This is a genomic window from Pseudalkalibacillus hwajinpoensis (assembly GCF_039851965.1).
In the GTDB taxonomy this organism is placed as follows: Bacteria; Bacillota; Bacilli; order Bacillales; family Guptibacillaceae; genus Guptibacillus; species Guptibacillus hwajinpoensis_E.
The window spans coordinates 1,487,273-1,510,948 of the sequence record NZ_CP156674.1 but is presented as its reverse complement, the minus strand read 5'-3'; the positions used below and the strand labels follow the sequence as shown (position 1 = coordinate 1,510,948).

The following is a 23,676-nucleotide window of genomic DNA, read 5'->3' as shown; positions in this document are numbered from 1 at the left end:
CGTTTGATAACGAAAAGAGACTCCGTCTTTTACCTCAGTTTATTCCTGTTCTTTTTCCATGGAGCTAATACAATTATCATTAGTTTTATGCCTGTTTACTTTCAGCATGCTGGGATGTCCGAGAGCAAAATAGGTTCCATTCTTGCCATCGGTCCGCTTGCAGCCATTCTAGCACAGCCCTTTTGGGGCTACATGAGTGATAAATATGGCACGATTAAAAGAATCCTATTAATTACACTGGTAGGTGTTTTTGTTATAAGTATTTTTCTTCTGACAAACGATAGTTACATGTTCATTCTACTATCAGCTGCCTTTTTCTATATCTTCATGTCTCCGACGGGCGCTCTTGGAGACAGCCTTGCTGTTAAGACGGCTGCAAGTGTTAATAAGAATTTCGGAAGTATTCGCACGTGGGGATCCATTGGTTTTGCAGTCTCCACTCTGCTGGTAGGACAATATTTTTCCTTTGCAGGCATAGGGCTAATTCTCGTGCCCTTCCTTCTCATGATCACCATTGCTTTTCTTACCGCAACAAAAGTGTCAGATGTAAAGAGTGTAAATAAACCGATAACAGTTCTGGATGCTGTGAAAATCGGAAAGAATCCAAGGTTTTTATTCTTTCTCGGTACGATTATGTTCCTTACAATTCCGCACAGAGCAAATGATAGTTTCATTGGTATATATTTAACGGAGCTTGGGGGAAACGAATCTCAGATTGGTCTCGCCTGGTTTGTGGCTGTTGCCAGTGAAGCGGTTATTTTTGCCACAAGTCAGTATTGGTATAAACGATTTAATGAAATAACGTTTATACTGATTGCTGGTTTACTATATTCGGTTCGTTGGATTGTGCTAGCATATGCGGGAGGGCCAGTTGCTGCAATTCTAATGCAGGTATTGCACGGTGTAACGTTTGGTGTGTTTTACGTAACGGCATTCCAGTACGTAACCAAACTGGTCCCAGAGAACTTGCAGGCAACAGGACATTTACTGTTCATTTCAGTCTTTTTTGGAGTATCAGGTATTTTAGGCTCTCTGTTTGGAGGAATGCTTTTTGAAAAAGCTTCCGGAGCCATGTTATACACGACCATGGGGTATATGTCTCTAGTTGGATGTGTGGCTCTTGTTATTTATATTTACTTTGATAGAAAGAAATCAAAAATAGATACAAGTTATGCTTAGGAGGGGAGAAATCTCGTCCTTTTTTTATTGAATTTCATTAAGTTTATACCCAAATTTTATCAATTCGAAACAGAACACTGAATGTGACTTTAATCACATATTGAAGCCGTGAATCCCTATACAATAAAAGTGTATAAGAATCAATAACAGGAAGGTGATGGGCATGTTTGTTAAATTCTTGAGAGAAAATCAAGCACTGCAGGTGTCCTTTTTCTTATTCGATTATATCTTGGGTTTCAATGTAACAGCGGGGTGTACAAAGATAACTGGTGGATTCGAAGCGAATAGGTTTCTACGGGTGCGGTAGCAAAAGCAGACGGAGAACATCCGGCTGTTGGTGGGCTACCTTTTTGGAAGGTGCAGTAATCCCGAATGCAGACTTCTTTAATTTCCTTGTACCGTGGGGAGAATTTCTGGTCGGAATGGGGTTATTGCTGGGGACATTTACTACCTTCGCTGCATTAATGGGAGTAATTATGAACTTTGCTTTCATGTTCAGTGGCACCACAAGCACCAATCCGATGATGGTGATCCTCGGAATGTTAATCCTGATTGCTGGGTATAACGCAGCAAAAATAGGACTTGATCACTGGGTTATTCCTTATTTGAGAAAAGCAACTAATTTACGAAGCCTTAAAACAGCCTATGATCATTGAATCTAAAAGCTCTTGAGCCCCAGAGCTTTTTCTTTGTCTGAATAAAAGATAGGGAGGAAAACCAAGTAGTTAAATATCAGAAGATCCGAAAGCTGTGGAGCTTGCATTTTTTCGTTTACTTTTATATAACATTTGGATAAAAAGGTGCATTAAATGTAATATAATGTAAAGAGGCTTTAGATGAATGAGGAAGAACATGGTTTAGTAATGGAGAATGGGAGGCTGAACCATGATCGGTATTTTTAAAGAAAATGAAGAGCGGTACATTGGATGGTATGAAGCGAATCCAGGAGGGTATGTTTTTAATCATTTTAAAGGGAGAGATCCAGGTTATAATAAAATTCACGCTGCGACGTGTCGAACACTATGGCGAAAGAAGGATCTGGGAGCAAGAACCAGAGTTGAAAAAATCTGCTCAGATAACCTTAAAGAGCTAATCGAAATGACTGATCTCATTCGTCGTGAGAAAGGTTACACCTTATGTAAAATTTGTATTGATGAAAAGAAGCTTAATTCTTTCTTCAAGCACTCTAACTATCTATGTAACTATAATAAATAAAATGAATGGGTTAGCGAAAGAGTGATCTAACATAATGGCTACTACTAGGGGACGAATTATTCAGTGAAATAACTTTAGGAGGTCAAAGATGAAACAGGACTTGCTTTATATAAAAGGAAAAGTTATTGATGAGGAGACGAGGTGTGTTCATTATCATAGTGACCAGGATATTATTGCGATAAAATTCTACTGCTGTGATACGTATTACCCCTGTATTACTTGTCATCAGGAAGCTTCAACTCATTCAGTTCAAGTATGGCCTTCTAATCGTTTTGATGAAAAAGCTATTCTGTGTGGAAAATGCAAAATGGAATTAACGATAAATGAGTATCTCTCATTACAATCGGCCTGTCCAAATTGCTCTGCCACCTTCAATAAGGGTTGCAAATTACACCATCATTTCTATTTCGATGTACACAGCAAATAATGTTCTTTACTTGTCCTGAAACTGGATGTATTATTATCTCATTCATCAGTAATTGACTTAATTTTGCTTAAAGCAAAAGCGGGGGACCCGATCTGTGGATGTAGTCCACACGGGGTGAATCCTGAGAAATCAGGTAGGGTTTCTTCAAGCCCGAATCCGACAGCTAACCTCGTTTGTTAACTTGAAGGGACAAACTTTTGTGTAAACACAGGGATCTCCTGTGTTTTTGTGTTTCTCCTTTCCACCATAAGGAAAGAAGGGTTTCAATTGAAATCGAGAAAATCACTACTAAATCCACCACGAACGCTCCTATACTTATTTCTAATCATTAGTACACTTGGGACCATTTTATTAAAACTCCCACAGGCCACCGTTACAACTGTTACCTGGTTGGACGCATGGTTCACGGCTATTTCTGCCATTACAGTGACAGGTCTCGTTGTTGTCGACACGGAGACTGTTTATATGCTGTTTGGTCAAATAGTCATTTTGCTGCTGATCCAGCTTGGTGGGCTTGGCATTATGTCATTTGCCGTCATGATCTTTATCCTTATTGGAAAAAATCGGTATCGCTCAAAGATTAGTGGTTTCTCAGGCTCTAAACCAGGGCGCGACAGGGGGGATCATCAAGCTTGTCAGGAACCTGTTGATCTTTTCATTGCTGATCGAATTAATCGGTGCAATTGTTCTTTCAGCGAGGTGGATACCAGAATATGGCGCCTGGCAAGGGATCTATGCTGCAATCTTTCACTCAATTTCTGCTTATAACAATGCAGGGTTTTCTATCTGGTCAGATAGTCTTTCTTCATATGTAAATGATCCAGTAGTGAACATTGTCATTACATTACTTTTTATTCTGGGAGGAATTGGCTTCACTGTATTAATTGATCTGAAAGAGAAAAAACATTTTCGTGAATTAAGTCTCCATACAAAATTAATGATTGTAGGAAGCCTGGCAATCAATGCCGTAGCTTTTCTAGTTATTATCCTGCTGGAATGGAATAACGGAGCAACTCTCGGTCCATTAGATGGAGCAGGGAAAGGATGGGGTGCCTTATTCCAGGTTGTAACTCCCAGAACAGCAGGATTTAATGCCATCGATATTGGTGGTATGGAGGAGGCGTCACTCTTCTTCATTACTGGTTTAATGTTCATAGGAGCAGGAAGTGCCTCCACTGGTGGCGGAATAAAGTTAACCACTTTCATCGCCATGCTCCTTTCTGTTAATACGTTTTTGAAAGGCAAAAGTGAAATCACTGTTTTCATAAAACACTTGCCTTTTCAATTATTGTTAAAGCTCTTGCAATCACAGTAATTTCAACTGGTGTTGTTTTTATCGGTGTCTTCATACTTGAATTAACACAGCCGTCCTCATTCTTAGCCAATCTCTTTGAGGTTGTTTCAGCATTCGGGACAGTTGGGCTATCAATGGGAGTAACGGATAGTTTTGATCCGATTGGGAAGTTGACCCTCATCGTCATCATGATGGTTGGTAAGCTTGGCCCACTCACAATGGCGTTTATTTTTGCTTCCAAGAAACCATCCAAAATTAGATATCCAGAAGAAGAGGTTCTTACCGGTTAATCAACTCTCCTCTATAAGACCATAGGGGGGAGTTGAAATTATTTTGCTATAATGGTTGACGGCAATAAGTGTGCATGATAAGATAAATCTTGTCACTTCGGAAGCCAAATTGTTGATCACGAAATGCTTCAAAAAAATGATTGACATAATAACTTGTTGCTGATATGATTGGAAATGTCACTCGGGAAACAAACCGAGATTGATAGAATCAAATCGATCTTTGAAAACTGAACGAAACGCCATGTAAGTAGTTGTTTCTACAGGAAACAAACATTGTTTTAAAAGCTAGATTAAGCTTTCTATCGGAGAGTTTGATCCTGGCTCAGGACGAACGCTGGCGGCGTGCCTAATACATGCAAGTCGAGCGGAGATTTGGGAGCTTGCTCCCAAATCTTAGCGGCGGACGGGTGAGTAACACGTGGGCAACCTGCCCTGCAGACTGGGATAACTCCGGGAAACCGGAGCTAATACCGGGTAATACATCGCACCGCATGGTGTGATGTTGAAAGTTGGCCTCTGGCTAACACTGCAGGATGGGCCCGCGGCGCATTAGCTAGTTGGTAAGGTAATGGCTTACCAAGGCGACGATGCGTAGCCGACCTGAGAGGGTGATCGGCCACACTGGGACTGAGACACGGCCCAGACTCCTACGGGAGGCAGCAGTAGGGAATCTTCCGCAATGGACGAAAGTCTGACGGAGCAACGCCGCGTGAGTGACGAAGGCCTTCGGGTCGTAAAGCTCTGTTGTTAGGGAAGAACAAGTACCGTTCGAATAGGGCGGTACCTTGACGGTACCTAACCAGAAAGCCACGGCTAACTACGTGCCAGCAGCCGCGGTAATACGTAGGTGGCAAGCGTTGTCCGGAATTATTGGGCGTAAAGCGCGCGCAGGCGGTCCTTTAAGTCTGATGTGAAAGCCCACGGCTCAACCGTGGAGGGTCATTGGAAACTGGGGGACTTGAGTGCAGAAGAGGAGAGTGGAATTCCACGTGTAGCGGTGAAATGCGTAGATATGTGGAGGAACACCAGTGGCGAAGGCGGCTCTCTGGTCTGTAACTGACGCTGAGGCGCGAAAGCGTGGGGAGCAAACAGGATTAGATACCCTGGTAGTCCACGCCGTAAACGATGAGTGCTAGGTGTTGGGGGGTTCCACCCTCAGTGCTGAAGTTAACACATTAAGCACTCCGCCTGGGGAGTACGACCGCAAGGTTGAAACTCAAAGGAATTGACGGGGGCCCGCACAAGCAGTGGAGCATGTGGTTTAATTCGAAGCAACGCGAAGAACCTTACCAGGTCTTGACATCCTCTGACAATCCTGGAGACAGGACGTTCCCCTTCGGGGGACAGAGTGACAGGTGGTGCATGGTTGTCGTCAGCTCGTGTCGTGAGATGTTGGGTTAAGTCCCGCAACGAGCGCAACCCTTGATCTTAGTTGCCAGCATTTAGTTGGGCACTCTAAGGTGACTGCCGGTGACAAACCGGAGGAAGGTGGGGATGACGTCAAATCATCATGCCCCTTATGACCTGGGCTACACACGTGCTACAATGGACGGTACAAAGGGCAGCAACACCGCGAGGTGAAGCGAATCCCATAAAGCCGTTCTCAGTTCGGATTGCAGGCTGCAACTCGCCTGCATGAAGCCGGAATTGCTAGTAATCGCGGATCAGCATGCCGCGGTGAATACGTTCCCGGGCCTTGTACACACCGCCCGTCACACCACGAGAGTTTGTAACACCCGAAGTCGGTGGGGTAACCTTTATGGAGCCAGCCGCCGAAGGTGGGACAAATGATTGGGGTGAAGTCGTAACAAGGTAGCCGTATCGGAAGGTGCGGCTGGATCACCTCCTTTCTATGGAGAATTACGAGGTAACATTGGTTACCAACCTTACATGAGCGTTTCGTTTAGTTTTGAAAGAATGATTTACTTCTTTCAAAACAGGCTAGTCGAAGAAGCAGCAATGCCGATTCGAGTGATAGCCATGTTCCTTGAAAACTAGATAGCATAAACAACGACATCCAATAATTATTATTTTTTTGCGTTAAATCTTTAGTAGTTAGTCACATCTAACGATGTGCATCGACGAAGTTAGAAGCGTTAAGCGACTAATGTAGTCTAAGGTTAAGCTACTAAGGGCGCACGGTGGATGCCTTGGCACTAGAAGCCTAAGAAGGACGGGACGAACACCGATATGCTTCGGGGAGCTGTAAGTACGCTTTGATCCGGAGATTTCCGAATGGGGGAACCCACCATCCGTAATGGGATGGTATCCATTTCTGAATACATAGGGAATGGAAGGCAGACCCGGGGAACTGAAACATCTCATTACCCGGAGGAAGAGAAAGCAAATGCGATTTCCTGAGTAGCGGCGAGCGAAACGGAATCAGCCCAAACCAGAGGGCTTGCCCTCTGGGGTTGTAGGACGTCTCTTTGGAGTTACAAAGGCACGGATAGACGAAGCGATCTGGAAAGGTCCATCACAGAAGGTAACAATCCTGTAGTCAAAATCCGCTGCCCTCCGAGACGGATCCTGAGTACGGCGGGACACGTGAAACCCCGTCGGAATCTGGGAGGACCATCTCCCAAGGCTAAATACTCTCTAGTGACCGATAGTGAACCAGTACCGTGAGGGAAAGGTGAAAAGCACCCCGGAAGGGGAGTGAAAGAGAACCTGAAACCGTGTGCCTACAACTAGTTGGAGCCCGTTAATGGGTGACAGCGTGCCTTTTGTAGAATGAACCGGCGAGTTACGATCCCGTGCAAGGTTAAGCTGATAAGGCGGAGCCGCAGCGAAAGCGAGTCTGAATAGGGCGACAGAGTACGTGGTTGTAGACCCGAAACCGGGTGATCTACCCATGTCCAGGGTGAAGTTCAGGTAACACTGAATGGAGGCCCGAACCCACGCATGTTGAAAAATGCGGGGATGAGGTGTGGGTAGCGGTGAAATGCCAATCGAACCCGGAGATAGCTGGTTCTCTCCGAAATAGCTTTAGGGCTAGCCTCGCGGCAAGAATCTTGGAGGTAGAGCACTGATTGGACTAGGGGTCCTTACCGGATTACCGAATCCAGTCAAACTCCGAATGCCAACGATTTATCCGCGGGAGTCAGACTGCGAGTGATAAGATCCGTAGTCGAGAGGGAAACAGCCCAGACCACCAGCTAAGGTCCCAAAGTATACGTTAAGTGGAAAAGGATGTGGCGTTGCTTAGACAACCAGGATGTTGGCTTAGAAGCAGCCATCATTTAAAGAGTGCGTAATAGCTCACTGGTCGAGTGACGCTGCGCCGAAAATGTACCGGGGCTAAACGTATCACCGAAGCTGTGGATTGTCTTACGACAATGGTAGGAGAGCGTTCTAAGGGCTGTGAAGTCAGACCGAAAGGACTGGTGGAGCGCTTAGAAGTGAGAATGCCGGTATGAGTAGCGAAAGACAAGTGAGAATCTTGTCCGTCGAAAGCCCAAGGTTTCCTGAGGAAGGCTCGTCCGCTCAGGGTTAGTCGGGACCTAAGCCGAGGCCGAAAGGCGTAGGCGATGGATAACAGGTTGATATTCCTGTACCACCTCCTTTCCGTTTGAACGACGGGGGGACGCAGGAAGATAGGGAGAGCGCGCTGCTGGAAATGCGCGTCCAAGCGATTAGGCTGGTGAATAGGCAAATCCGTTCACCGTGAAGGCTGAGTCGTGATGGCGAGGGAAATTAAGTACCGAAGTCCCTGATTCTACACTGCCAAGAAAAGCCTCTAGTGAGGAAAGAGGTGCCCGTACCGCAAACCGACACAGGTAGGCGAGGAGAGAATCCTAAGACGATCGGGAGAACTCTCGTTAAGGAACTCGGCAAAATGACCCCGTAACTTCGGGAGAAGGGGTGCTTCCTCGGGTGAATAGCCCAGGGGAGCCGCAGTGAAAAGATCCAAGCGACTGTTTAGCAAAAACACAGGTCTCTGCAAAGCCGTAAGGCGAAGTATAGGGGCTGACACCTGCCCGGTGCTGGAAGGTTAAGAGGAGGGGTTATCCCTTACGGGAGAAGCTCTGAATCGAAGCCCCAGTAAACGGCGGCCGTAACTATAACGGTCCTAAGGTAGCGAAATTCCTTGTCGGGTAAGTTCCGACCCGCACGAAAGGTGCAACGACTTGGATACTGTCTCAACGAGAGACCCGGTGAAATTATAGTACCTGTGAAGATGCAGGTTACCCGCGACAGGACGGAAAGACCCCATGGAGCTTTACTGTAGCCTGATATTGGATTTTGGTACAGCTTGTACAGGATAGGTAGGAGCCATAGAAGTCGGACCGCCAGGTTCGATGGAGGCGTCGGTGGGATACTACCCTGGCTGTACTGACATTCTAACCCAGCACCGTGATCCGGTGCGGAGACAGTGTCAGGTGGGCAGTTTGACTGGGGCGGTCGCCTCCTAAAGTGTAACGGAGGCGCCCAAAGGTTCCCTCAGAATGGTTGGAAATCATTCGCAGAGTGTAAAGGCACAAGGGAGCTTGACTGCGAGACCTACAAGTCGAGCAGGGACGAAAGTCGGGCTTAGTGATCCGGTGGTTCCGCATGGAAGGGCCATCGCTCAACGGATAAAAGCTACCCTGGGGATAACAGGCTTATCTCCCCCAAGAGTCCACATCGACGGGGAGGTTTGGCACCTCGATGTCGGCTCATCGCATCCTGGGGCTGAAGTAGGTCCCAAGGGTTGGGCTGTTCGCCCATTAAAGCGGTACGCGAGCTGGGTTCAGAACGTCGTGAGACAGTTCGGTCCCTATCCGTCGCGGGCGCAGGAAATTTGAGAGGAGCTGTCCTTAGTACGAGAGGACCGGGATGGACACACCGCTGGTGTACCAGTTGTTCCGCCAGGAGCATAGCTGGGTAGCTACGTGTGGAAGGGATAAGTGCTGAAAGCATCTAAGCATGAAGCCCCCCTCGAGATGAGATTTCCCACAGCATTAAGCTGGTAAGATCCCTTAGAGATGATGAGGTAGATAGGTTCGGGGTGGAAGCGTGGCAACACGTGGAGCTGACGAATACTAATCGATCGAGGGCTTAACCTAAAAACGAAAAGCGAAGTGAGCCATTTGGCTCATGGACCTGGACATATTGGAAAACGTTGTACGTGCTATCTAGTTTTCAGGGAATACCTGAAACAAGGAAGTTTGATTAAGGTGCACCACGTCCTGTGGTGAACATTGAACTAACATCCTGTTAGTCTAGTGACGATGGCGAAGAGGTCACACCCGTTCCCATGCCGAACACGGAAGTTAAGCTCTTCAGCGCCGATGGTAGTTGGGGGATCTCCCCCTGCAAGAGTAGGACGTCGCTGGGCAACTGAAAGAAAGTCAGAGATCTTAGGGTCTCTGGCTTTTTTGTATGGGTTTGTACTCGTTTGATTCTTCATGAATAAGCAAAAAGACATCATTGAAAGCTACGTAGGGGTGGGAGAAGCAAGAAATTCGAGGAAGCCAGTGATGACAGACCGGAGTGGATATTCGGAGATCTATGAGGATCTGGCATCGCGCAGCTGACGAAGAAGTTTGCGGCTTATCGCGCCCTGTATGAGAACACGGAAGTGAAGCTCGCGCGCCGATGGTAGTTGGGGGATCTCCCCCTGCAAGAGTAGGACGTCGCTGGGCAACTGAGAGAAAGTCAGAGATCACCATGATCTCTGGCTTTTTTGTGTTCTAACTTAAAGCTTTTAACTAACTAAGCCCTCCTTCTCGCGGATTAAAACTCAAATTCGCGGGTAAGTGCTGCAAACGAAGTCCTTCAAAATGAGTTTCAATATTTACAGGAATCGGACCCTTTCTCCAGAATATAATTAAATAGGCGTTTGACTATGGAAATGCCGCAAAAAAGTTAAATCAAAAGTGGCTTATGAGGTAGAAGATTTGTAACATGACCCCTTCCATTCATATAGCTGTTGACCTAAAGGCACTATCGTTGAATATATTGGAGAAAAGCTAATATAAGGGAACATTGCAAAAGCACTTGATGATAAAAAATTGTCCGATGAATAGACATAATTAATAAGTTTTGGAGTTGAATATTAATTCATTATGCAAAAATATATGTGATGGAATCGGATAATATTGATTAGGAGTGTGCTAAATATGGGGGTTACGACTTTCCAAGTGTATCAATGCCTGCTTAAAAATCAGTTTTGTGATTTTTAGCAGGCTTTTTCTAATGGCCTTTATTAAAATACCATGGTAGAGGAGTGGTATGATGTGGTTACTTTAGATGGTTACAGCTTGACACTCAAGGACTTAAAAAAGACTCTATTCGATCATGCGAAGGTGATTTGCTCTGCAGAAAGCTTGCAACGTGTTGATGAAAGCAGAAGCGCAGTAGAAGCGATTGTAAAAAGAGGAGATGCGGTCTATGGTATTACGACAGGTTTCGGAAAATTAAGTGATGTCCGCATACATCCACGAGATGTTGACCAGCTTCAACTTAACCTTATCCATTCTCATGCCTGTGGCGTAGGAGAACCATTCCCAGAAATGGTGTCGAAAGCAATGCTTATTCTTCGGGCAAATGCGCTGTTAAAAGGTGTTTCCGGTATTCGCTGCGAAGTCATTGAACAGTTAATTCTTTTCGCCAATGAAGGGATTTTGCCCGTGGTACCTGAACAGGGGTCACTTGGTGCAAGCGGTGACCTTGCCCCGCTTGCACATCTGGTCCTGCCACTTCTTGGAGAAGGAGAAGTCTTCTATAAGGGGAACCGTGAACAGGCGTCAGTAACTTTACAGAAACTTGGGATTACACCACTTACATTAACGGCAAAGGAAGGGCTCGCACTCATTAACGGAACACAGGCGATGACGGCGGTTGGCATTGTTACTTATATCGAAGCTGAGAAATTGGCCTATCAAGCTGATGGAATTGCGGCAATGACGTTAGAAGGGCTAAGAGGCATTGTCACAGCATTTGATGAAGACATTCAATTGGCACGGGGATACGCAGAGCAAGTTGCCGTGGCTGCAAGGATTAGAAGACTCGTTCATGGGAGCCAACTTACTACTGAACAGGGTGAACTTCGTGTACAGGATGCTTATTCCCTCCGCTGTATTCCACAGGTTCATGGCGCATCCTGGCAAGTTCTCGGATATGTGAAAGAAAAACTGGAGATTGAAATCAATGCTGCCACGGATAACCCGCTTATTTTTAATGAAGGGACGAAAGTTATTTCTGGAGGGAATTTTCACGGACAGCCGATTGCTCTTGCAATGGATTTTCTTTCGATTGGCATGGCGGAATTTGGAAGCATCTCAGAACGACGAATTGAGCGGCTTGTTAATCCACAGCTCAATGATTTGCCTCCATTCCTAAGTCAGCAGCCAGGTCTTCAATCAGGCGCCATGATTATGCAATATGTGGCAGCATCACTTGTCTCAGAAAACAAGACCCTGGCCCACCCGGCTTCGGTAGATTCGATTCCTTCTTCAGCAAATCAAGAGGATCATGTCAGTATGGGTACAATCGGTGCCCGACATGCTGCAGCCATAACCGCTAACGTTAGAAAAATTCTTGCTATTGAAGCCATTTGTGCCATGCAAGCAATTGATTATCGTGGAAAAGAAAAGCTCTCGCCGCTTACTTTTCAATTATATAACGAAGGAAGAACGATTGTTTCACGAATCGATCACGACCGCATATTTTCAATTGATATTCAAGCGTTTACAAAATGGATGAAAGAAGAGAGAATGATGGAGGGTATTGTGACAGGGGGTAATTTTTCGTAGCCCAAATGAAATAAAATAAGAAGAATGATATAGTAGACAAAATAGATGGAAAGCAGGGGGCCTTACATTGAACGAAAAAGAAGTAGAGATTCTGGAGATTTTAGAGGAAAATGCGCGAGTGCCAATGGAAGTACTTGCAGATATGGTTGATGTAACTGTAGAAGAAGTAGAAAGAATGGTTAAATCATTAGAAGAACAGAATATTATTCTAAGTTACTCATCCGTCATTAATTGGGATAAAGCAGCAGGCAAAGATGGTGTGGCGGCTATGATTGATGTGAAAGTGACACCAAAGCGGGAAGTGGGCTTTGATGAAGTTGCGGAACGTATTTACCGCTTTCCGGAAGTGAAAGCCGTGTACTTAATGTCTGGCGCGTTTGATTTGTCTGTTCAAATTGAAGGCAAAACGATGAGAGAAGTTGCTTTCTTCGTTTCGAATAAATTATCGACGCTCGATTCAGTTCTTTCGACCACAACGCATTTCTTGTTGAAAAAATACAAACACGACGGTATCATTTTTGAACCGGAACAGAAAGATAAACGGATTGTGGTGTCACCATGAGGCAGGTTAAACAGAAGTATGTTTCAAAAACCGCTTCACAATTAAAGCCGTCGGGCATTAGGAAATTCTTTGATCTTGCTTCACAAATGGATAATGTCATTTCACTGGGTGTCGGTGAGCCTGATTTTGTTACACCATGGAATGTATGTGAAGCAGGCTATGCATCACTTGAAAGTGGATATACAGCTTATACTGCAAATGCAGGATTAATGGAGCTTAGAGAGGAAATTTCTTCTTACTTATCAGAGCAATTCTCCCTCTCTTATTCAGCACAATCTGAGATTGTCCTTACTGTCGGTGCAAGCCAGGCAATCGACCTTGCTTTTCGAGCAATCATCGATCCCGGCGATGAAGTGATCATTGTAGAGCCAGGCTTTGTAGCATATGCACCTGCTGTCACTCTTGCAGGTGGAGTACCGGTATCACTGGAAACAAGTGCGGAGGATGAATTTAAGGTAACGCGGGACCGATTAAAAAAAGTGATCACAAAGCGTACAAAAGCGATTCTGTTCTGTTTTCCGAGTAACCCTACTGGTGCAACTATGTCAGAGGAAGAGCTGAAGGATATTACGGATCTGATTGAGAAGCATGATCTTCTTGTGCTATCCGACGAAATCTATGCAGAATTGACATATGATCAAACTCACTATAGCATTTCTCGAATTGAGGGTATGAGAGAGAGAACGATTCTGATCTCTGGCTTTTCAAAGGCGTTTGCAATGACCGGTTGGCGTCTCGGCTATGTCACAGGCCCTGAAGAAATCATTGGGGCGATATTAAAAATTCATCAATATACAATGATGTGTGCTCCTACAATTGCGCAGCACGGTGCACTTGAAGCGCTCAGAAGCGGGCGAGCTGATCTTGATCGGATGAAGAGAAGCTATCGGCAGCGACGCAATTATTTAGTGAAAGCTTTTAATCAAATGGGTCTTTCCTGTCATATGCCCGGAGGCGCCTTTTACGCGTTTCCTTCTATTCAATCAACAGGTATGACTTCTGATGAGTTCGCAGAAAAGCTGCTTCAGGAAGAGCGCGTAGCTGTTGTACCAGGTCACGTATTTGGTGCAGGTGGAGAAGGATATATCCGATGCTCATACGCAACGTCAATCGAATCACTTCAGGAAGCAGTGAAACGAATTGAACAGTTTGTAGAACGTCACGCAGAGAAAGCATAAAGAGAAACGCCGTCCGGGATGCCGGACGGCGTTTTTGTAGAATAATTGAATTAATAAGACGTTGGGTCATCTTTACGTGTAACACGAGAAGAAGATGGCTTTGTAATTAACTGACGTAACAATTCGTTCTTTTCCTGATCAGACGCATTTTTACGCTTCATAAAGCCAAATCGCCTTAAATATGAAGACAAGTGTTAGGATAACGATAAATAAAATGATGGCTAAGTATATAAAGCCGAATACCCCGAACAGAACACCATGTTTGCGCCTTCTGACATACAACATTCACCTCTTTCATTTTTGATTAGTAAATTATTACCACTTATAAGTTTGCTTGAAATATTTAAATCCTGTCATGCTTAATTGTGACGTTACTATACTTTAAGGAAGGATAGAATTACCGAATTCTTTTCTGTTTAACCATGTTATGATATTATTATCAGGTTGGAGAGTTCGTAATTCCCTCCTCTCGTAAATCAAAACTAGGGACCATGGTTTTTCATGTGTCTCCCTTTACTGAATAAAGAAGGGGGCTTTTTTTATGTCTTATATGATTCCAAAGAAAGTTGAAGTACTTGGAGAAGATATTCAGAAAAGCGAATTAAAGTATCATCATAAACGAGTAGCCGTCACAAAGGAATTTACTTTCGATGCCGCGCATCATTTGCATTGCTACGAAGGAAAATGCAAGAGCATGCACGGGCATACGTATAAAGTGGTTATCACAATTAGTGGCTTCGTGAATGAGATCGGCATTTCCGTTGATTTCGGTGAAATTAAAACATTGTTTAAAGAAGTGATTGATTCGAAATTGGATCACCATTATTTAAATGAAGTCCTTCCTAACATGAACACAACGGCTGAGAATATGATTGTTTGGATGTGGGAGCAGTTAGACCAGGCACTAGTTGAACGCAACATGAAAGACAACGGCCAGCGTCTGGAAGAACTCGTACTCTATGAAACACCAACAAGCTACGCAACGCTAAAGCGGGAATGGATGGAAAAAAATGAATAAATGGATTTTACCTGAACGTACAGAATATATGAACTGGGAAATGCCAATGGTAGAAGTGTTTGAAACAGTGGAAGGAGAGGGAACGCGTGCGGGCTTTCCAACCGTTTTTGTGCGCGTCTTTCACTGCAATTTACGCTGTAGCTGGTGTGATACACCATATAGCTATGCACCAGATAAGGCGGAGTACACAGCGTCTATAGAGACGATTGTGAACCAGATTAAGCAATACAAAAGCCGCCATATTTGTTTCACTGGCGGGGAGCCATTAATACATCGTGAGAAATCAATGGCGCTTATCCAGGCGATGGTAGATCTTCCGCACATTGAAGATATTCATATCGAAACAAATGGGGCAATTGATCTTACCCCATATGAAGCGGTTCGAAATGAATCGCAGAAATGGGAGAAGAAGGTTCGCTTTGTGATGGACTATAAACTTCCGGATTCAGGTGAACAACACCGCATGCTGCATGATAATTTTGATCTACTTGATCAGCAGGATGAAATTAAGTTCGTGATTGGATCAGACGAAGATTTTCAGGTTGCTTCTGATATCGTTGCTGAGCATCACAATAAAGGGCAGGTGCTTTATAGTCCTGTGTGGGAAACAATGCCACCGCATAAGCTAGTTGAAAAAATACTTGAGGCAGGCTTAAGCAATGTGAAGCTTAGCATGCAGCTTCACAAAATCATCTGGGATCCTAATAAACGAGGTGTGTAACATGAGTAAAAAAGCAGTTATTGTTCTAAGCGGAGGATTGGATAGTACAACATGCATGGGAATTGCGAAGGAAAAGGGATATGAACTCTATCCGATTACTTTTCATTATGGACAGAAACATAACCGTGAAGTGGAACAGGCTAAAAAAGTAGCTGACCATTACAACGCGCCGGATCACCGCATTGTGAATATCAGTTTCTTGAATCAAATTGGTGGAAGTGCACTAACGGACGATTCCATCGATGTGCCAACAGATCTGGCGGAAGATGAAATTCCGGTGACGTACGTACCGGCTCGTAATATGATCTTTCTCTCGTTAGCCTCAGCTTATGCTGAAGTAATCGGGGCAGAAGCCATTTATATCGGTGTTTCTGCAGTGGATTACAGTGGATATCCAGACTGTAGACCTGAGTTTATCGAGAGCATGAATGAAACAGTGAACCTTGCAACGAAAGCAGGGGCTACAGGTAGTAAAATGGTCATCGAAACACCACTTATTAACCTGACAAAAGGAAAAACCGTTGAAGAAGGACTCAGACTTAATGTCCCTTATGAACTAACGACGTCTTGCTATAATGGTGAGGAAGAGGCATGTGGCGAGTGCGATAGCTGCCGCCTTCGTCTTAAAGGCTTTGAGGATGCGGGCGCTGTTGATCCGATTCCATATAAAGCATAATGAAAGAATGAAAAGCTGCCGGATATCCGACAGCTTTTTGATTTGGCCAATAAAGCGTATGCGTAGCACCACTTTCGACGTAGCTCGACATAAAGCGGGTAGTGACAGGCACCAGCGCACTAGCCGCATGCCGCTCAATCATCTATACTCTGGCATCTCTCCACTATAAACAGAAGAGGGTCTAATGATCCGGTTGTTTTCATTTTGTTCGAATACGTGTGCGATCCAGCCGGCGCATCGTGCGGCGGTGAAGGTTGGGGTGAATAGTTCTGTAGGTAATTCGATCGCTCGAAGGATTGCAGCAGCATAGTACTCCACATTCGCATAAAGCTTTCTGTCAGGCTTATATTCCTTTAGTAGTCTGACAGCTGTATCTTCTACCTCGTGAGCCAATGAAAACTCTTCATCGTCGTAAAAATTGGAGGTAATCTCGCTAAGCGCTGCAGCGCGTGGGTCTCTTGTTTTATAAATGCGATGGCCAAATCCCATTAGCTTCTCTCGGTTCTCAAGTTTTTTTCGTAAAACTCTCTCAGAATTGCCGTCGTGTTTGATTTCTTCCAGCAAATCAATTACGCCGGTTGGTGCACCCCCATGAAGTGGGCCTTTCATAGCTCCGATTGCACCGGTTATAGCTGAAACAAGGTCACTTTCTGTTGAAGCAATAACCCGTGCTGTAAAAGTGGAGGCGTTTAGTCCGTGTTCCATTGTAAGAATAAAATAAGCAGTCAATGCTTTTACATGCTGTTCGACAGGCGTTTCTCCTTTTAGCATATACAAGAAGTTACCAACGTGAGATAGCTTGTCATCTGGATCAATGATAGGTAGCCCTTTTTGGCTTCGGTAACGGTAGGCAATAATCGTTGGAATGATACCAAGAAGACGCATGCCTTGTGTATGTGTTGCCGGGAACTGGAAGTCTTCTTCTCCCATTGACGATAAAATCGTTCGAATGACAGCCATTATTTCCATGCTTTCCGGCAATAGATCAATGATTTTCTTTTGAGCGGCTGTTAGGTGTCTCGCCTGTCCAAACTCGGATGTGATATTATCAAACTGCGTTTTTTTAGGGGCCGAGCCATGCCAGAGAAAGTAAGTCGCTTCTTCAAATGAGTAATGTTTGGCAATGGATTCAGCCCATTCCCCTCTATAAACGAGAAGTCCGTTTTCTCCGTCGACAAGACTGATTTTGGAATCTGCCGCGACAATTCCTTCAAGTCCAGCGTGAATCATATTCTCATCTCCAATCTATTGTTCTTGTTATCAGTCTATCGTTTCGATATGATTATGACTAATAAATAATAATTGGTTTATTAATAAAGAATCACTATTGATTGGAGTGGCAAGCATAGATGAACATCAATTGGCTTCGTACCTTTGTTGCCGCAGCAACGTATGAAAACTTCAGAGAAGCGTCAGAAAAACTATTTTTAGCGCAGCCCACCGTGACGGTTCATATTCAACAGTTGGAAAAGAGTATCGAAAGTAAGCTTTTCATAAAAAGTGGGAGAAGAGTTGTTCTTTCGGAAGCAGGTAGACAGTATCTTCCACATGCGAAGAGGATGCTTGAACAGCATGAGCAAAGCCTGCAGCATATGACAGGCTGGAAGCAGGGGTATCATCGGAAGTTAACCATAGCCGTGTCACCGCTTATTGCGGCAACGGTTCTTCCTTATGTCCTTCAACAATTTATGAAGCATCATCCCTCCATTGAGGTTGTTGTTAAAGTAAGCGAGTCAAATGATATAGGAGAAATGATTGCAAAAAATGAGGCTGATTTTGGTTTATCACGAATGAAAGCCGTCCATCCCCATCTCATTAATGAAAAAATTGGAGGTGATCCAATCGTTCTTGTCGTGCCACATGATGGTGGCGATTCGGAAACAAGTCTGCCCCTTTCGCTTAATGATTTCTGCCATAGCTCGACGCTGTTAACGCATAACCATCCAGGATACTGGGATGATCTTTTAATTGAGTTGCGTTCAAGACAGGAGGGGATACGAACGATGGTCGTCTCACAGGTTCATATTACGAAGCGGTTTATTGAAGAAGGACTGGGGTTTTCATTCTTACCGCGTTCTTCCGTTCAGAGAGAGCTTTTTGAAGGAAGAATGCTTGAAGTCGAGACAGGAGACATGCGTTTGCCTGAGGTTTATACGTATATGGTTTTTCATCACTTAACGGAAGAAGCGACTATTTTTAAGGAGTTCATAGAAAAATATATGCATTAAAGAACCCGGTCAGCGTCCTAACCGGGCGTGTCTCCTATGTGAAACAGGAGAAGAAGTGGATGCGTACATGAGTACCTTTTGGCTAGCTTGTACGCTCAATTAGTTTGTGATGGTGAAGATCATATCTTCAAACATTAATAACTTGTTAGCCCCCAGATTGTCCATTTTTTCTTATCTTTAGTTGCAAACAGATGCATGCGATAGGGAAGATGACCGGTTTGCATCGTAACGAGGACATCGATGAGATAAGAGTTGTCGGCGATCCGTTGTTTGCATGTTTTAACAGCGGGGGAATAATAGTTGGAGTTCTTCTTTAACGGAGCAATCGTTAAAACTTGCCAGGTTTTTACGTCCTGCTTATTTGCCATAAGGCCACTGAGAAAGATCGTGGCCTGTGAAGATAACTTTTTATCGAAACTGGTATTGGAAATACGATCACCTTCGGGACATTTTCCCTGAACGAGTTGAACAGGACCAGCCGCAAATGTTTTAAGTGGAGACACGAGAAGGAATAGAACAATTATGGTAAATGGAAATCGTTTCATTGTAACTACCACCTTTCCATTTTTACCTTGCCCAATTAATTCATTTTTATTAGACACAGTTGGTTAGGGAGGTCACAATAGATGTTCATTAGTGGGAATGTACGTTCTAATTGTGCTAAACTTACAGCAAAGGAGGGGGATTTGGTGAAACCTTCAGTTAATACTCGAACATCCCGGTCGATCCTAACGAAAGGGAGCGGATTCCTTCACGGTTACAGCCATACACTAAATCCCTATGCAGGCTGTGCATTCGGGTGCTCATATTGCTATGTTCGAAGAATGCCAATTGCCCTATTTCGTGAGGAGGATTGGGGAGAGTGGGTTGATATTAAAGAGAATGCAGTAGCTCTAGTGAAAAAGGAAATACCAAAGGCACGGAAAAAGGGGAAGGTATCGATCTTTATGTCATCATCGACAGATCCTTACCAGCCCATTGACTATAAGACCAGTTTAACGAGAGACATACTTGAAGCTATGGTAGATCAGCAGCCCGATTTCTTGTTTCTTCAAACTCGTTCACCGCTTGTCACGAGGGACATCGACCTCCTTAGGAAATTGAATAATAAAGTGCTGGTCAGTATCACGGTGGAAACAGATCTTGATTCAGTACGTAAAATTTTCGCTCCTTCAGCACCTCCGATCGCAGGCCGCTTAAAAGCGCTTCAGGAATTGAGGGAAGCAGGTATACCTGCTCAGGCAGCGGTGGCACCGCTTCTTCCATGTTCGGAAAAGTTTCCTGAGAAGCTTTCAGAAGCTACAAGTCGCGTTACGCTAGACGATTTCTTTATGGGAGATGGCAGCGGTGGAAAGCGAACAGAGCAACTAGGAATTCGTAAGCTTTTTGAAGAGAATGGATTTGCTGACTGGTATGACCGTAGAGCCTACTTGAAAATAAAAAAAAGATTGGAAAAAGTTTATCCTGCTGAGGCAATTCATATTTCTCAGGAAGGTTTTTTCCCCAATAGGTGATGAGGACAGGTAAGCCTCTATATAACTTTTCATGCACTTTTTTTAGGGAGAAGGGGTGATCTTATGTCATCAGAAAAGTTAAATCGCTTCAAGTATTCCAAACGGAATTTGTGGTCAGGAATTTTATTAGGTATAGGTATTGCAGCTTTCTTAGATGAAACTATTTTCCATCAATTATTACACTGGCATCATTTCTATGATAAATCTACGACGAATATGGGACTTGTATCTGATGGATTGTTTCACGCTTTTAGCTGGTTTGCTACGATTGGATCGTTGTTTCTCGTTGCCGATCTTAGAAGTAGAAGTGCATTCTGGCTAACAAGATGGATAGGCGGCATGTTACTTGGGATGGGTGGATTCCAATTATACGACGGAACCATTCAGCATAAGCTACTGCGAATTCATCAGATCCGTTATGTAGAGGATGTTGTTCTCTATGACCTTGTCTGGAACCTTTCAGCTATTGGGATGCTTATCGTAGGTTTATTCTTCTTCATAAAAACGCAGCGAAAATTAAACAGCGGAATTTATCATAAATGACTAGCATCCAGATTCATGGGAGTAGTATGTTATACGAATTAATTCTGATTTCACCATTTATGTGTATTCTCGTTTTATATTTTGTAGCTGCAATTGTTTCAAGCCGGAAAGAGCGTCTAAAGAAGTGGCCATTATATCGCTACGGACTCTGGTTTTTAGGGGTTTTTAGTGCAGTTGCAGCACTAGTCGGCCCTGTGGCGAAACAAGCTCATGTGGATTTTACTGCACATATGTTGGGGCATTTATTGCTGGGTATGCTTGCGCCACTCCTTTTAGCTCTCGCTGCCCCCATGACACTTGTTTTGCGAACACTTAGCGTTTCTTCAGCAAGAAGAGTTTCATCCATTTTAAAAAGTAAATTCGTTAGATTAATTAGTCATCCAATCTTTGCATTGTTCCTGAATATTGGAGGGTTATGGTTTCTTTATGCAACTGATTTATACGCGGCGATGCAACAAAGTCTTATCTTACATTGGATCGTGCATCTCCATGTGTTTTTAGCAGGTTACCTATTTACTGTATCAATCATCTATATTGATCCTACCCCGCATCAATATCCGTTTATTTATCGGGGAATTGTGTTTTTACTTGCTTTTGCAGGGCATGGAATACTGTCAAAATACATTTACGCTCATCCTCCTGTTGGTGTTACAGTAGCAGATGCAGAAGCTGGTGGGATGTTAATGTATTATGGCGGTGATATTATTGATGCGACACTTATTTGTATTCTCTTTTATCAATGGTTCAGAGCTACCCGCTCTCATAGATTCGCAAATTAATAAAACTTAAAAAGCTTGAAAGGAAAATCCCCTCAAGCTTTTTAAGTATTCAATGTCTCTACTTCAATTTCTCAGCCTTTCCGCTAAGAATTTTCAATTGATCATTCTCATAGCCAATCTGGTAGGTCACATTATAAAGAGATGTTGTAGTCTTTTTATCTTCAGTTCGCTCATCCGCTTTAATCGTTGCCGTTACCTTTACCTCATCGTTTGTTTTGTTTAAGCTCCCAGTCATATTCGAGACCTCAACATCCAGGGTGTGAATATAACCATTTCTGAAACTCTCATACGTCATATTACTTTGCCACCGACTCCCAAGCAGGGAATAAGCGGTTACGTAGTCTTGTGTTGATAGGCTTTCATAAAAGTAGCCAAGTAGATACGTAGCATTCTCTTTAAAGTCCTCACCAGTAAGCCCCTGGGGAGTCGAGATGGCTTCTTTGCTTTCTTCATTTACTGTTATCTCTCCAGGCTCTTCTGTCCACTTTTTGATTTGCTCAATTACATTTGGGAGGGGAATACTAAAGCCAATCGCACCAGTATCTGTTCCTGCTGAGTTAATGGCTATGGCTTCTCCCGTTTTTCCATCAATTAACGGACCGCCGCTGTTTCCATTTGTAATAGGGGCAGATATTTGATAGATATGCTCATACCGGTAGGGTTCGAGAATAAACTTCCGATCAAGGCCACTGATAATTCCTGTAGTTACCGTGTTCTGGAGACCAAGTGGGCTTCCAAGCGCAATGATATCATCACCGACTTCTGCCATTCTTGATTCAGTCACCGGAAGTGGGGAATAATCCTTTAATCCGGGTACACGAATAACAGCAATATCAGTTGTCTCACCCATACCAATAATCTGAGCTTCGAACTGTTTGGCATCCGAGGTTTTAACAATGATCTTTTCAGCCCCTTCTATAACATGGGCGTTTGTAATTACATCGCCATCAGAGTTGTAGAGGAAGCCTGATCCTGACGAAGTGCCGTCCTTTAAGTTGACTTCAATTTGAACAACGCTTTTTTGGGTTTCATGAATCACTGACTTTAAATCTAGCGATTCGACTTCCTGTTCAATAGGCTTTACTTTTTCACCAAGAGAAGAAGTGGCTTCTACAGTTGAACTTTTATAATAATCGTGCAAAAAATAAAAACCCGAGCCACCCCCAATTACGATGAACAGGGAGAAAGCCAGGGATAGATAAGCAGATTTCTTAGACATCCGCCTCAATCCTTTCTATTAATCGAGATACCATGTGAAGTGATCAATTTTAATTGTAAACTCATCGAGATTCTCAACATTCTCACCAACATCATAAATCATGAAATCAAACTTACCACTATCTTCCGGATAGAGTGTGTCTGGATTGATATAGACTTCACCAGTATCAAACTCTTTACCGTTGCTATCGAATACTGTGTAGGAAGCTCCAATCGAGTTGACGGGAACAGTTGCATTGCTCGTTACAGTTCCAGTTACTTCTAGTTCGTTATATTCCGTTACGTTTGTTTTAACCTCGGTAAGCTCAATCGCATTCGTTCGATTCATTTCATCTTCTTTTGCTGCTGCGACCATAGCCTGTTCAATACGCTGCTGTTGTTCTGCCTCGAAAGCTTCTTTTCTGTTGTTAATTATATTCTGTAGGTTAAGTAATTTTTCATTGTTCTTATTCATTTGTAAGCCCTCTTCTACTGATCGCAGGGCTTTGGTAAAATGGTTTTCCTTGAGAAATTGATTTGCTTCGTTTATAGAGAAGTCGACGATTTGACTTCTTATTTGTTCCGCGATTTCCTGTGCTTCGTCAACTTCAAGCGTTTCAGCTCTTGTCAGAACAGGTTTTAAATCTGTAATTGATTCTTTTCCTTTCATATCATACTTCAGTTCAGAAACCATCACTGTTGTTCTTTTCGAAGCGATATTTTTATGAATATGAGTAAAGAGAGGTCCATTGTAAGAAGCAGCTTTTTCTTCTGCTAGATTGACGAGATCAAGTGCTTCCTGGTAGTTATCTTTTTGACGTTCCTGTTCGGATTTTCGGAGATTTTTTTCAACCGTTATAGCTGTTTCCATCATATCTTCATTCGTCTCCGCTGCTGGAAAACGAGAACGTGTTTGCTGAGATTCTATAAATTTCTTCTGTGCTGCCTCATAGTCACCTTTTTCGGCTAGATTCTCTCCTTGTTCAAAAGAACGAATGGCTGCATTCGTTACGGATTCTTCATAGAAATAATATCCTGCAATTCCACAGCCCAGTAGGAAGAAAATCATTATAGGCATCCAGCGAAAGATGAAAGAGGGACCTTTATTAAATCTAG

General features: G+C 43.7%; 18 protein-coding genes, 3 rRNA genes, 1 pseudogene and 1 riboswitch. Of the genes and pseudogenes, 18 read left to right on the top strand and 4 right to left on the bottom strand.

Annotation, left to right across the window (positions count from 1 at the left end; genetic code table 11):
• The first annotated feature begins 3 nt into the window (after nt 1-3).
• From ABFG93_RS07675 to queC, 14 genes and pseudogenes are all read left to right on the top strand, one after another.
• Nucleotides 4-1,179: an MFS transporter gene (locus tag ABFG93_RS07675; RefSeq protein WP_347552025.1), complete on the top strand. Its 1,176-nt coding sequence runs from the start codon at nt 4-6 to the stop codon at nt 1,177-1,179.
• 350 nt (nt 1,180-1,529) lie between these two features.
• Nucleotides 1,530-1,835, top strand: coding sequence for a DoxX family membrane protein (locus ABFG93_RS07670; RefSeq protein ID WP_431522062.1), 306 nt, complete (start codon nt 1,530-1,532; stop codon nt 1,833-1,835).
• A 229-nt stretch (nt 1,836-2,064) separates the two neighbouring features.
• Nucleotides 2,065-2,394, top strand: coding sequence for a hypothetical protein (locus ABFG93_RS07665; protein WP_347552023.1), 330 nt, complete (start codon nt 2,065-2,067; stop codon nt 2,392-2,394).
• 88 nt (nt 2,395-2,482) lie between these two features.
• Nucleotides 2,483-2,821 (top strand): CHY zinc finger protein, encoded by a 339-nt coding sequence (locus ABFG93_RS07660; protein ID WP_347552021.1) that lies wholly within the window; start codon nt 2,483-2,485, stop codon nt 2,819-2,821.
• Nucleotides 2,822-2,865: 44 nt separating this feature from the next.
• A riboswitch (cyclic di-AMP (ydaO/yuaA leader) is annotated at nt 2,866-3,014 on the top strand.
• Between the two features lie 74 nt (nt 3,015-3,088).
• Nucleotides 3,089-4,405 (top strand): annotated as a pseudogene (locus ABFG93_RS07655) (TrkH family potassium uptake protein).
• Between the two features lie 299 nt (nt 4,406-4,704).
• Nucleotides 4,705-6,255, top strand: a 16S ribosomal RNA gene (locus ABFG93_RS07650).
• 268 nt (nt 6,256-6,523) lie between these two features.
• A 23S ribosomal RNA gene (locus tag ABFG93_RS07645) occupies nt 6,524-9,453 on the top strand.
• Nucleotides 9,454-9,608: 155 nt separating this feature from the next.
• Nucleotides 9,609-9,725, top strand: a 5S ribosomal RNA gene (rrf, locus tag ABFG93_RS07640).
• Together the 16S, 23S and 5S rRNA genes form the textbook arrangement of a ribosomal RNA operon.
• A 901-nt stretch (nt 9,726-10,626) precedes the next feature.
• Nucleotides 10,627-12,144, top strand: coding sequence for a histidine ammonia-lyase (gene hutH / locus ABFG93_RS07635; RefSeq protein ID WP_347552019.1), 1,518 nt, complete (start codon nt 10,627-10,629; stop codon nt 12,142-12,144).
• 67 nt (nt 12,145-12,211) lie between these two features.
• A complete protein-coding gene (locus ABFG93_RS07630; protein ID WP_347552018.1) occupies nt 12,212-12,706 on the top strand; it encodes an Lrp/AsnC family transcriptional regulator in 495 nt (164 codons plus the stop codon).
• A complete protein-coding gene (locus tag ABFG93_RS07625; RefSeq protein WP_347552016.1) occupies nt 12,703-13,884 on the top strand; it encodes an aminotransferase in 1,182 nt (393 codons plus the stop codon). Before ABFG93_RS07630 ends, ABFG93_RS07625 begins: the two co-directional genes overlap by 4 nt.
• 541 nt (nt 13,885-14,425) lie before the next feature.
• Nucleotides 14,426-14,902 carry a 6-carboxytetrahydropterin synthase QueD gene (gene queD / locus ABFG93_RS07620; protein WP_347552014.1) on the top strand — a complete coding sequence of 159 codons (477 nt, stop codon included), beginning with the start codon at nt 14,426-14,428 and terminating at the stop codon, nt 14,900-14,902.
• Nucleotides 14,895-15,623 (top strand): 7-carboxy-7-deazaguanine synthase QueE, encoded by a 729-nt coding sequence (locus tag ABFG93_RS07615; protein WP_347552012.1) that lies wholly within the window; start codon nt 14,895-14,897, stop codon nt 15,621-15,623. Before queD ends, ABFG93_RS07615 begins: the two co-directional genes overlap by 8 nt.
• A 1-nt stretch (nt 15,624) precedes the next feature.
• A complete protein-coding gene (gene queC, locus ABFG93_RS07610; RefSeq protein WP_347552010.1) occupies nt 15,625-16,299 on the top strand; it encodes a 7-cyano-7-deazaguanine synthase QueC in 675 nt (224 codons plus the stop codon).
• Nucleotides 16,300-16,437: 138 nt separating this feature from the next.
• Here queC and ABFG93_RS07605 read toward each other — a convergent pair whose 3' ends face one another.
• On the bottom strand, nt 16,438-17,529 hold the full coding sequence (locus ABFG93_RS07605; protein ID WP_347552008.1) for a citrate synthase/methylcitrate synthase: 1,092 nt from the start codon (nt 17,527-17,529) through the stop codon (nt 16,438-16,440).
• 119 nt (nt 17,530-17,648) lie between these two features.
• Between ABFG93_RS07605 and ABFG93_RS07600 the strand changes: the two genes are divergently transcribed.
• Nucleotides 17,649-18,527, top strand: coding sequence for a LysR family transcriptional regulator (locus ABFG93_RS07600; RefSeq protein WP_347552006.1), 879 nt, complete (start codon nt 17,649-17,651; stop codon nt 18,525-18,527).
• Nucleotides 18,528-18,661: 134 nt separating this feature from the next.
• Here the strand turns inward: ABFG93_RS07600 and ABFG93_RS07595 are convergent, their stop codons facing one another.
• Complete coding sequence (locus ABFG93_RS07595; protein WP_347552005.1) at nt 18,662-19,072, bottom strand: hypothetical protein; 411 nt, start codon at nt 19,070-19,072, stop codon at nt 18,662-18,664.
• A gap of 144 nt (nt 19,073-19,216) precedes the next feature.
• Between ABFG93_RS07595 and ABFG93_RS07590 the strand changes: the two genes are divergently transcribed.
• From ABFG93_RS07590 to ABFG93_RS07580, 3 genes are all read left to right on the top strand, one after another.
• Nucleotides 19,217-20,041 (top strand): SPL family radical SAM protein, encoded by an 825-nt coding sequence (locus ABFG93_RS07590; RefSeq protein WP_347552003.1) that lies wholly within the window; start codon nt 19,217-19,219, stop codon nt 20,039-20,041.
• A 63-nt stretch (nt 20,042-20,104) separates the two neighbouring features.
• Entirely contained in the window at nt 20,105-20,584 is a 480-nt protein-coding gene (locus ABFG93_RS07585; protein ID WP_347552001.1) for a DUF2243 domain-containing protein, read from the top strand.
• A 26-nt stretch (nt 20,585-20,610) separates the two neighbouring features.
• The gene (locus ABFG93_RS07580) at nt 20,611-21,363 is read left to right on the top strand and encodes a cytochrome c oxidase assembly protein (RefSeq protein WP_347552000.1); all 753 of its coding nucleotides are present in this window, start codon (nt 20,611-20,613) and stop codon (nt 21,361-21,363) included.
• A 58-nt stretch (nt 21,364-21,421) separates the two neighbouring features.
• Here ABFG93_RS07580 and ABFG93_RS07575 read toward each other — a convergent pair whose 3' ends face one another.
• Complete coding sequence (locus tag ABFG93_RS07575; protein ID WP_347551998.1) at nt 21,422-22,582, bottom strand: S1C family serine protease; 1,161 nt, start codon at nt 22,580-22,582, stop codon at nt 21,422-21,424.
• An 18-nt stretch (nt 22,583-22,600) separates the two neighbouring features.
• On the bottom strand, nt 22,601-23,629 hold the full coding sequence (locus tag ABFG93_RS07570) for an FxLYD domain-containing protein (RefSeq protein WP_347551996.1): 1,029 nt from the start codon (nt 23,627-23,629) through the stop codon (nt 22,601-22,603).
• Between the last annotated feature and the right edge of the window lie 47 nt (nt 23,630-23,676).

Bases quoted from the DNA above. Each gene is read 5' to 3' on its own strand.
- ABFG93_RS07665 (WP_347552023.1), top strand. From the start codon at position 2,065: ATGATCGGTATTTTTAAAGAAAATGAAGAGCGGTACATTGGATGGTAT.
- ABFG93_RS07660 (WP_347552021.1), top strand. From the start codon at position 2,483: ATGAAACAGGACTTGCTTTATATAAAAGGAAAAGTTATTGATGAGGAG.
- ABFG93_RS07625 (WP_347552016.1), top strand. From the start codon at position 12,703: ATGAGGCAGGTTAAACAGAAGTATGTTTCAAAAACCGCTTCACAATTA.
- queD (WP_347552014.1), top strand. From the start codon at position 14,426: ATGTCTTATATGATTCCAAAGAAAGTTGAAGTACTTGGAGAAGATATT.
- ABFG93_RS07615 (WP_347552012.1), top strand. From the start codon at position 14,895: ATGAATAAATGGATTTTACCTGAACGTACAGAATATATGAACTGGGAA.
- queC (WP_347552010.1), top strand. From the start codon at position 15,625: ATGAGTAAAAAAGCAGTTATTGTTCTAAGCGGAGGATTGGATAGTACA.
- ABFG93_RS07605 (WP_347552008.1), bottom strand. From the start codon at position 17,529: ATGATTCACGCTGGACTTGAAGGAATTGTCGCGGCAGATTCCAAAATC.
- ABFG93_RS07600 (WP_347552006.1), top strand. From the start codon at position 17,649: ATGAACATCAATTGGCTTCGTACCTTTGTTGCCGCAGCAACGTATGAA.
- ABFG93_RS07595 (WP_347552005.1), bottom strand. From the start codon at position 19,072: ATGAAACGATTTCCATTTACCATAATTGTTCTATTCCTTCTCGTGTCT.
- ABFG93_RS07585 (WP_347552001.1), top strand. From the start codon at position 20,105: ATGTCATCAGAAAAGTTAAATCGCTTCAAGTATTCCAAACGGAATTTG.
- ABFG93_RS07580 (WP_347552000.1), top strand. From the start codon at position 20,611: ATGTTATACGAATTAATTCTGATTTCACCATTTATGTGTATTCTCGTT.
- ABFG93_RS07575 (WP_347551998.1), bottom strand. From the start codon at position 22,582: ATGTCTAAGAAATCTGCTTATCTATCCCTGGCTTTCTCCCTGTTCATC.
- ABFG93_RS07570 (WP_347551996.1), bottom strand. From the start codon at position 23,629: ATGATTTTCTTCCTACTGGGCTGTGGAATTGCAGGATATTATTTCTAT.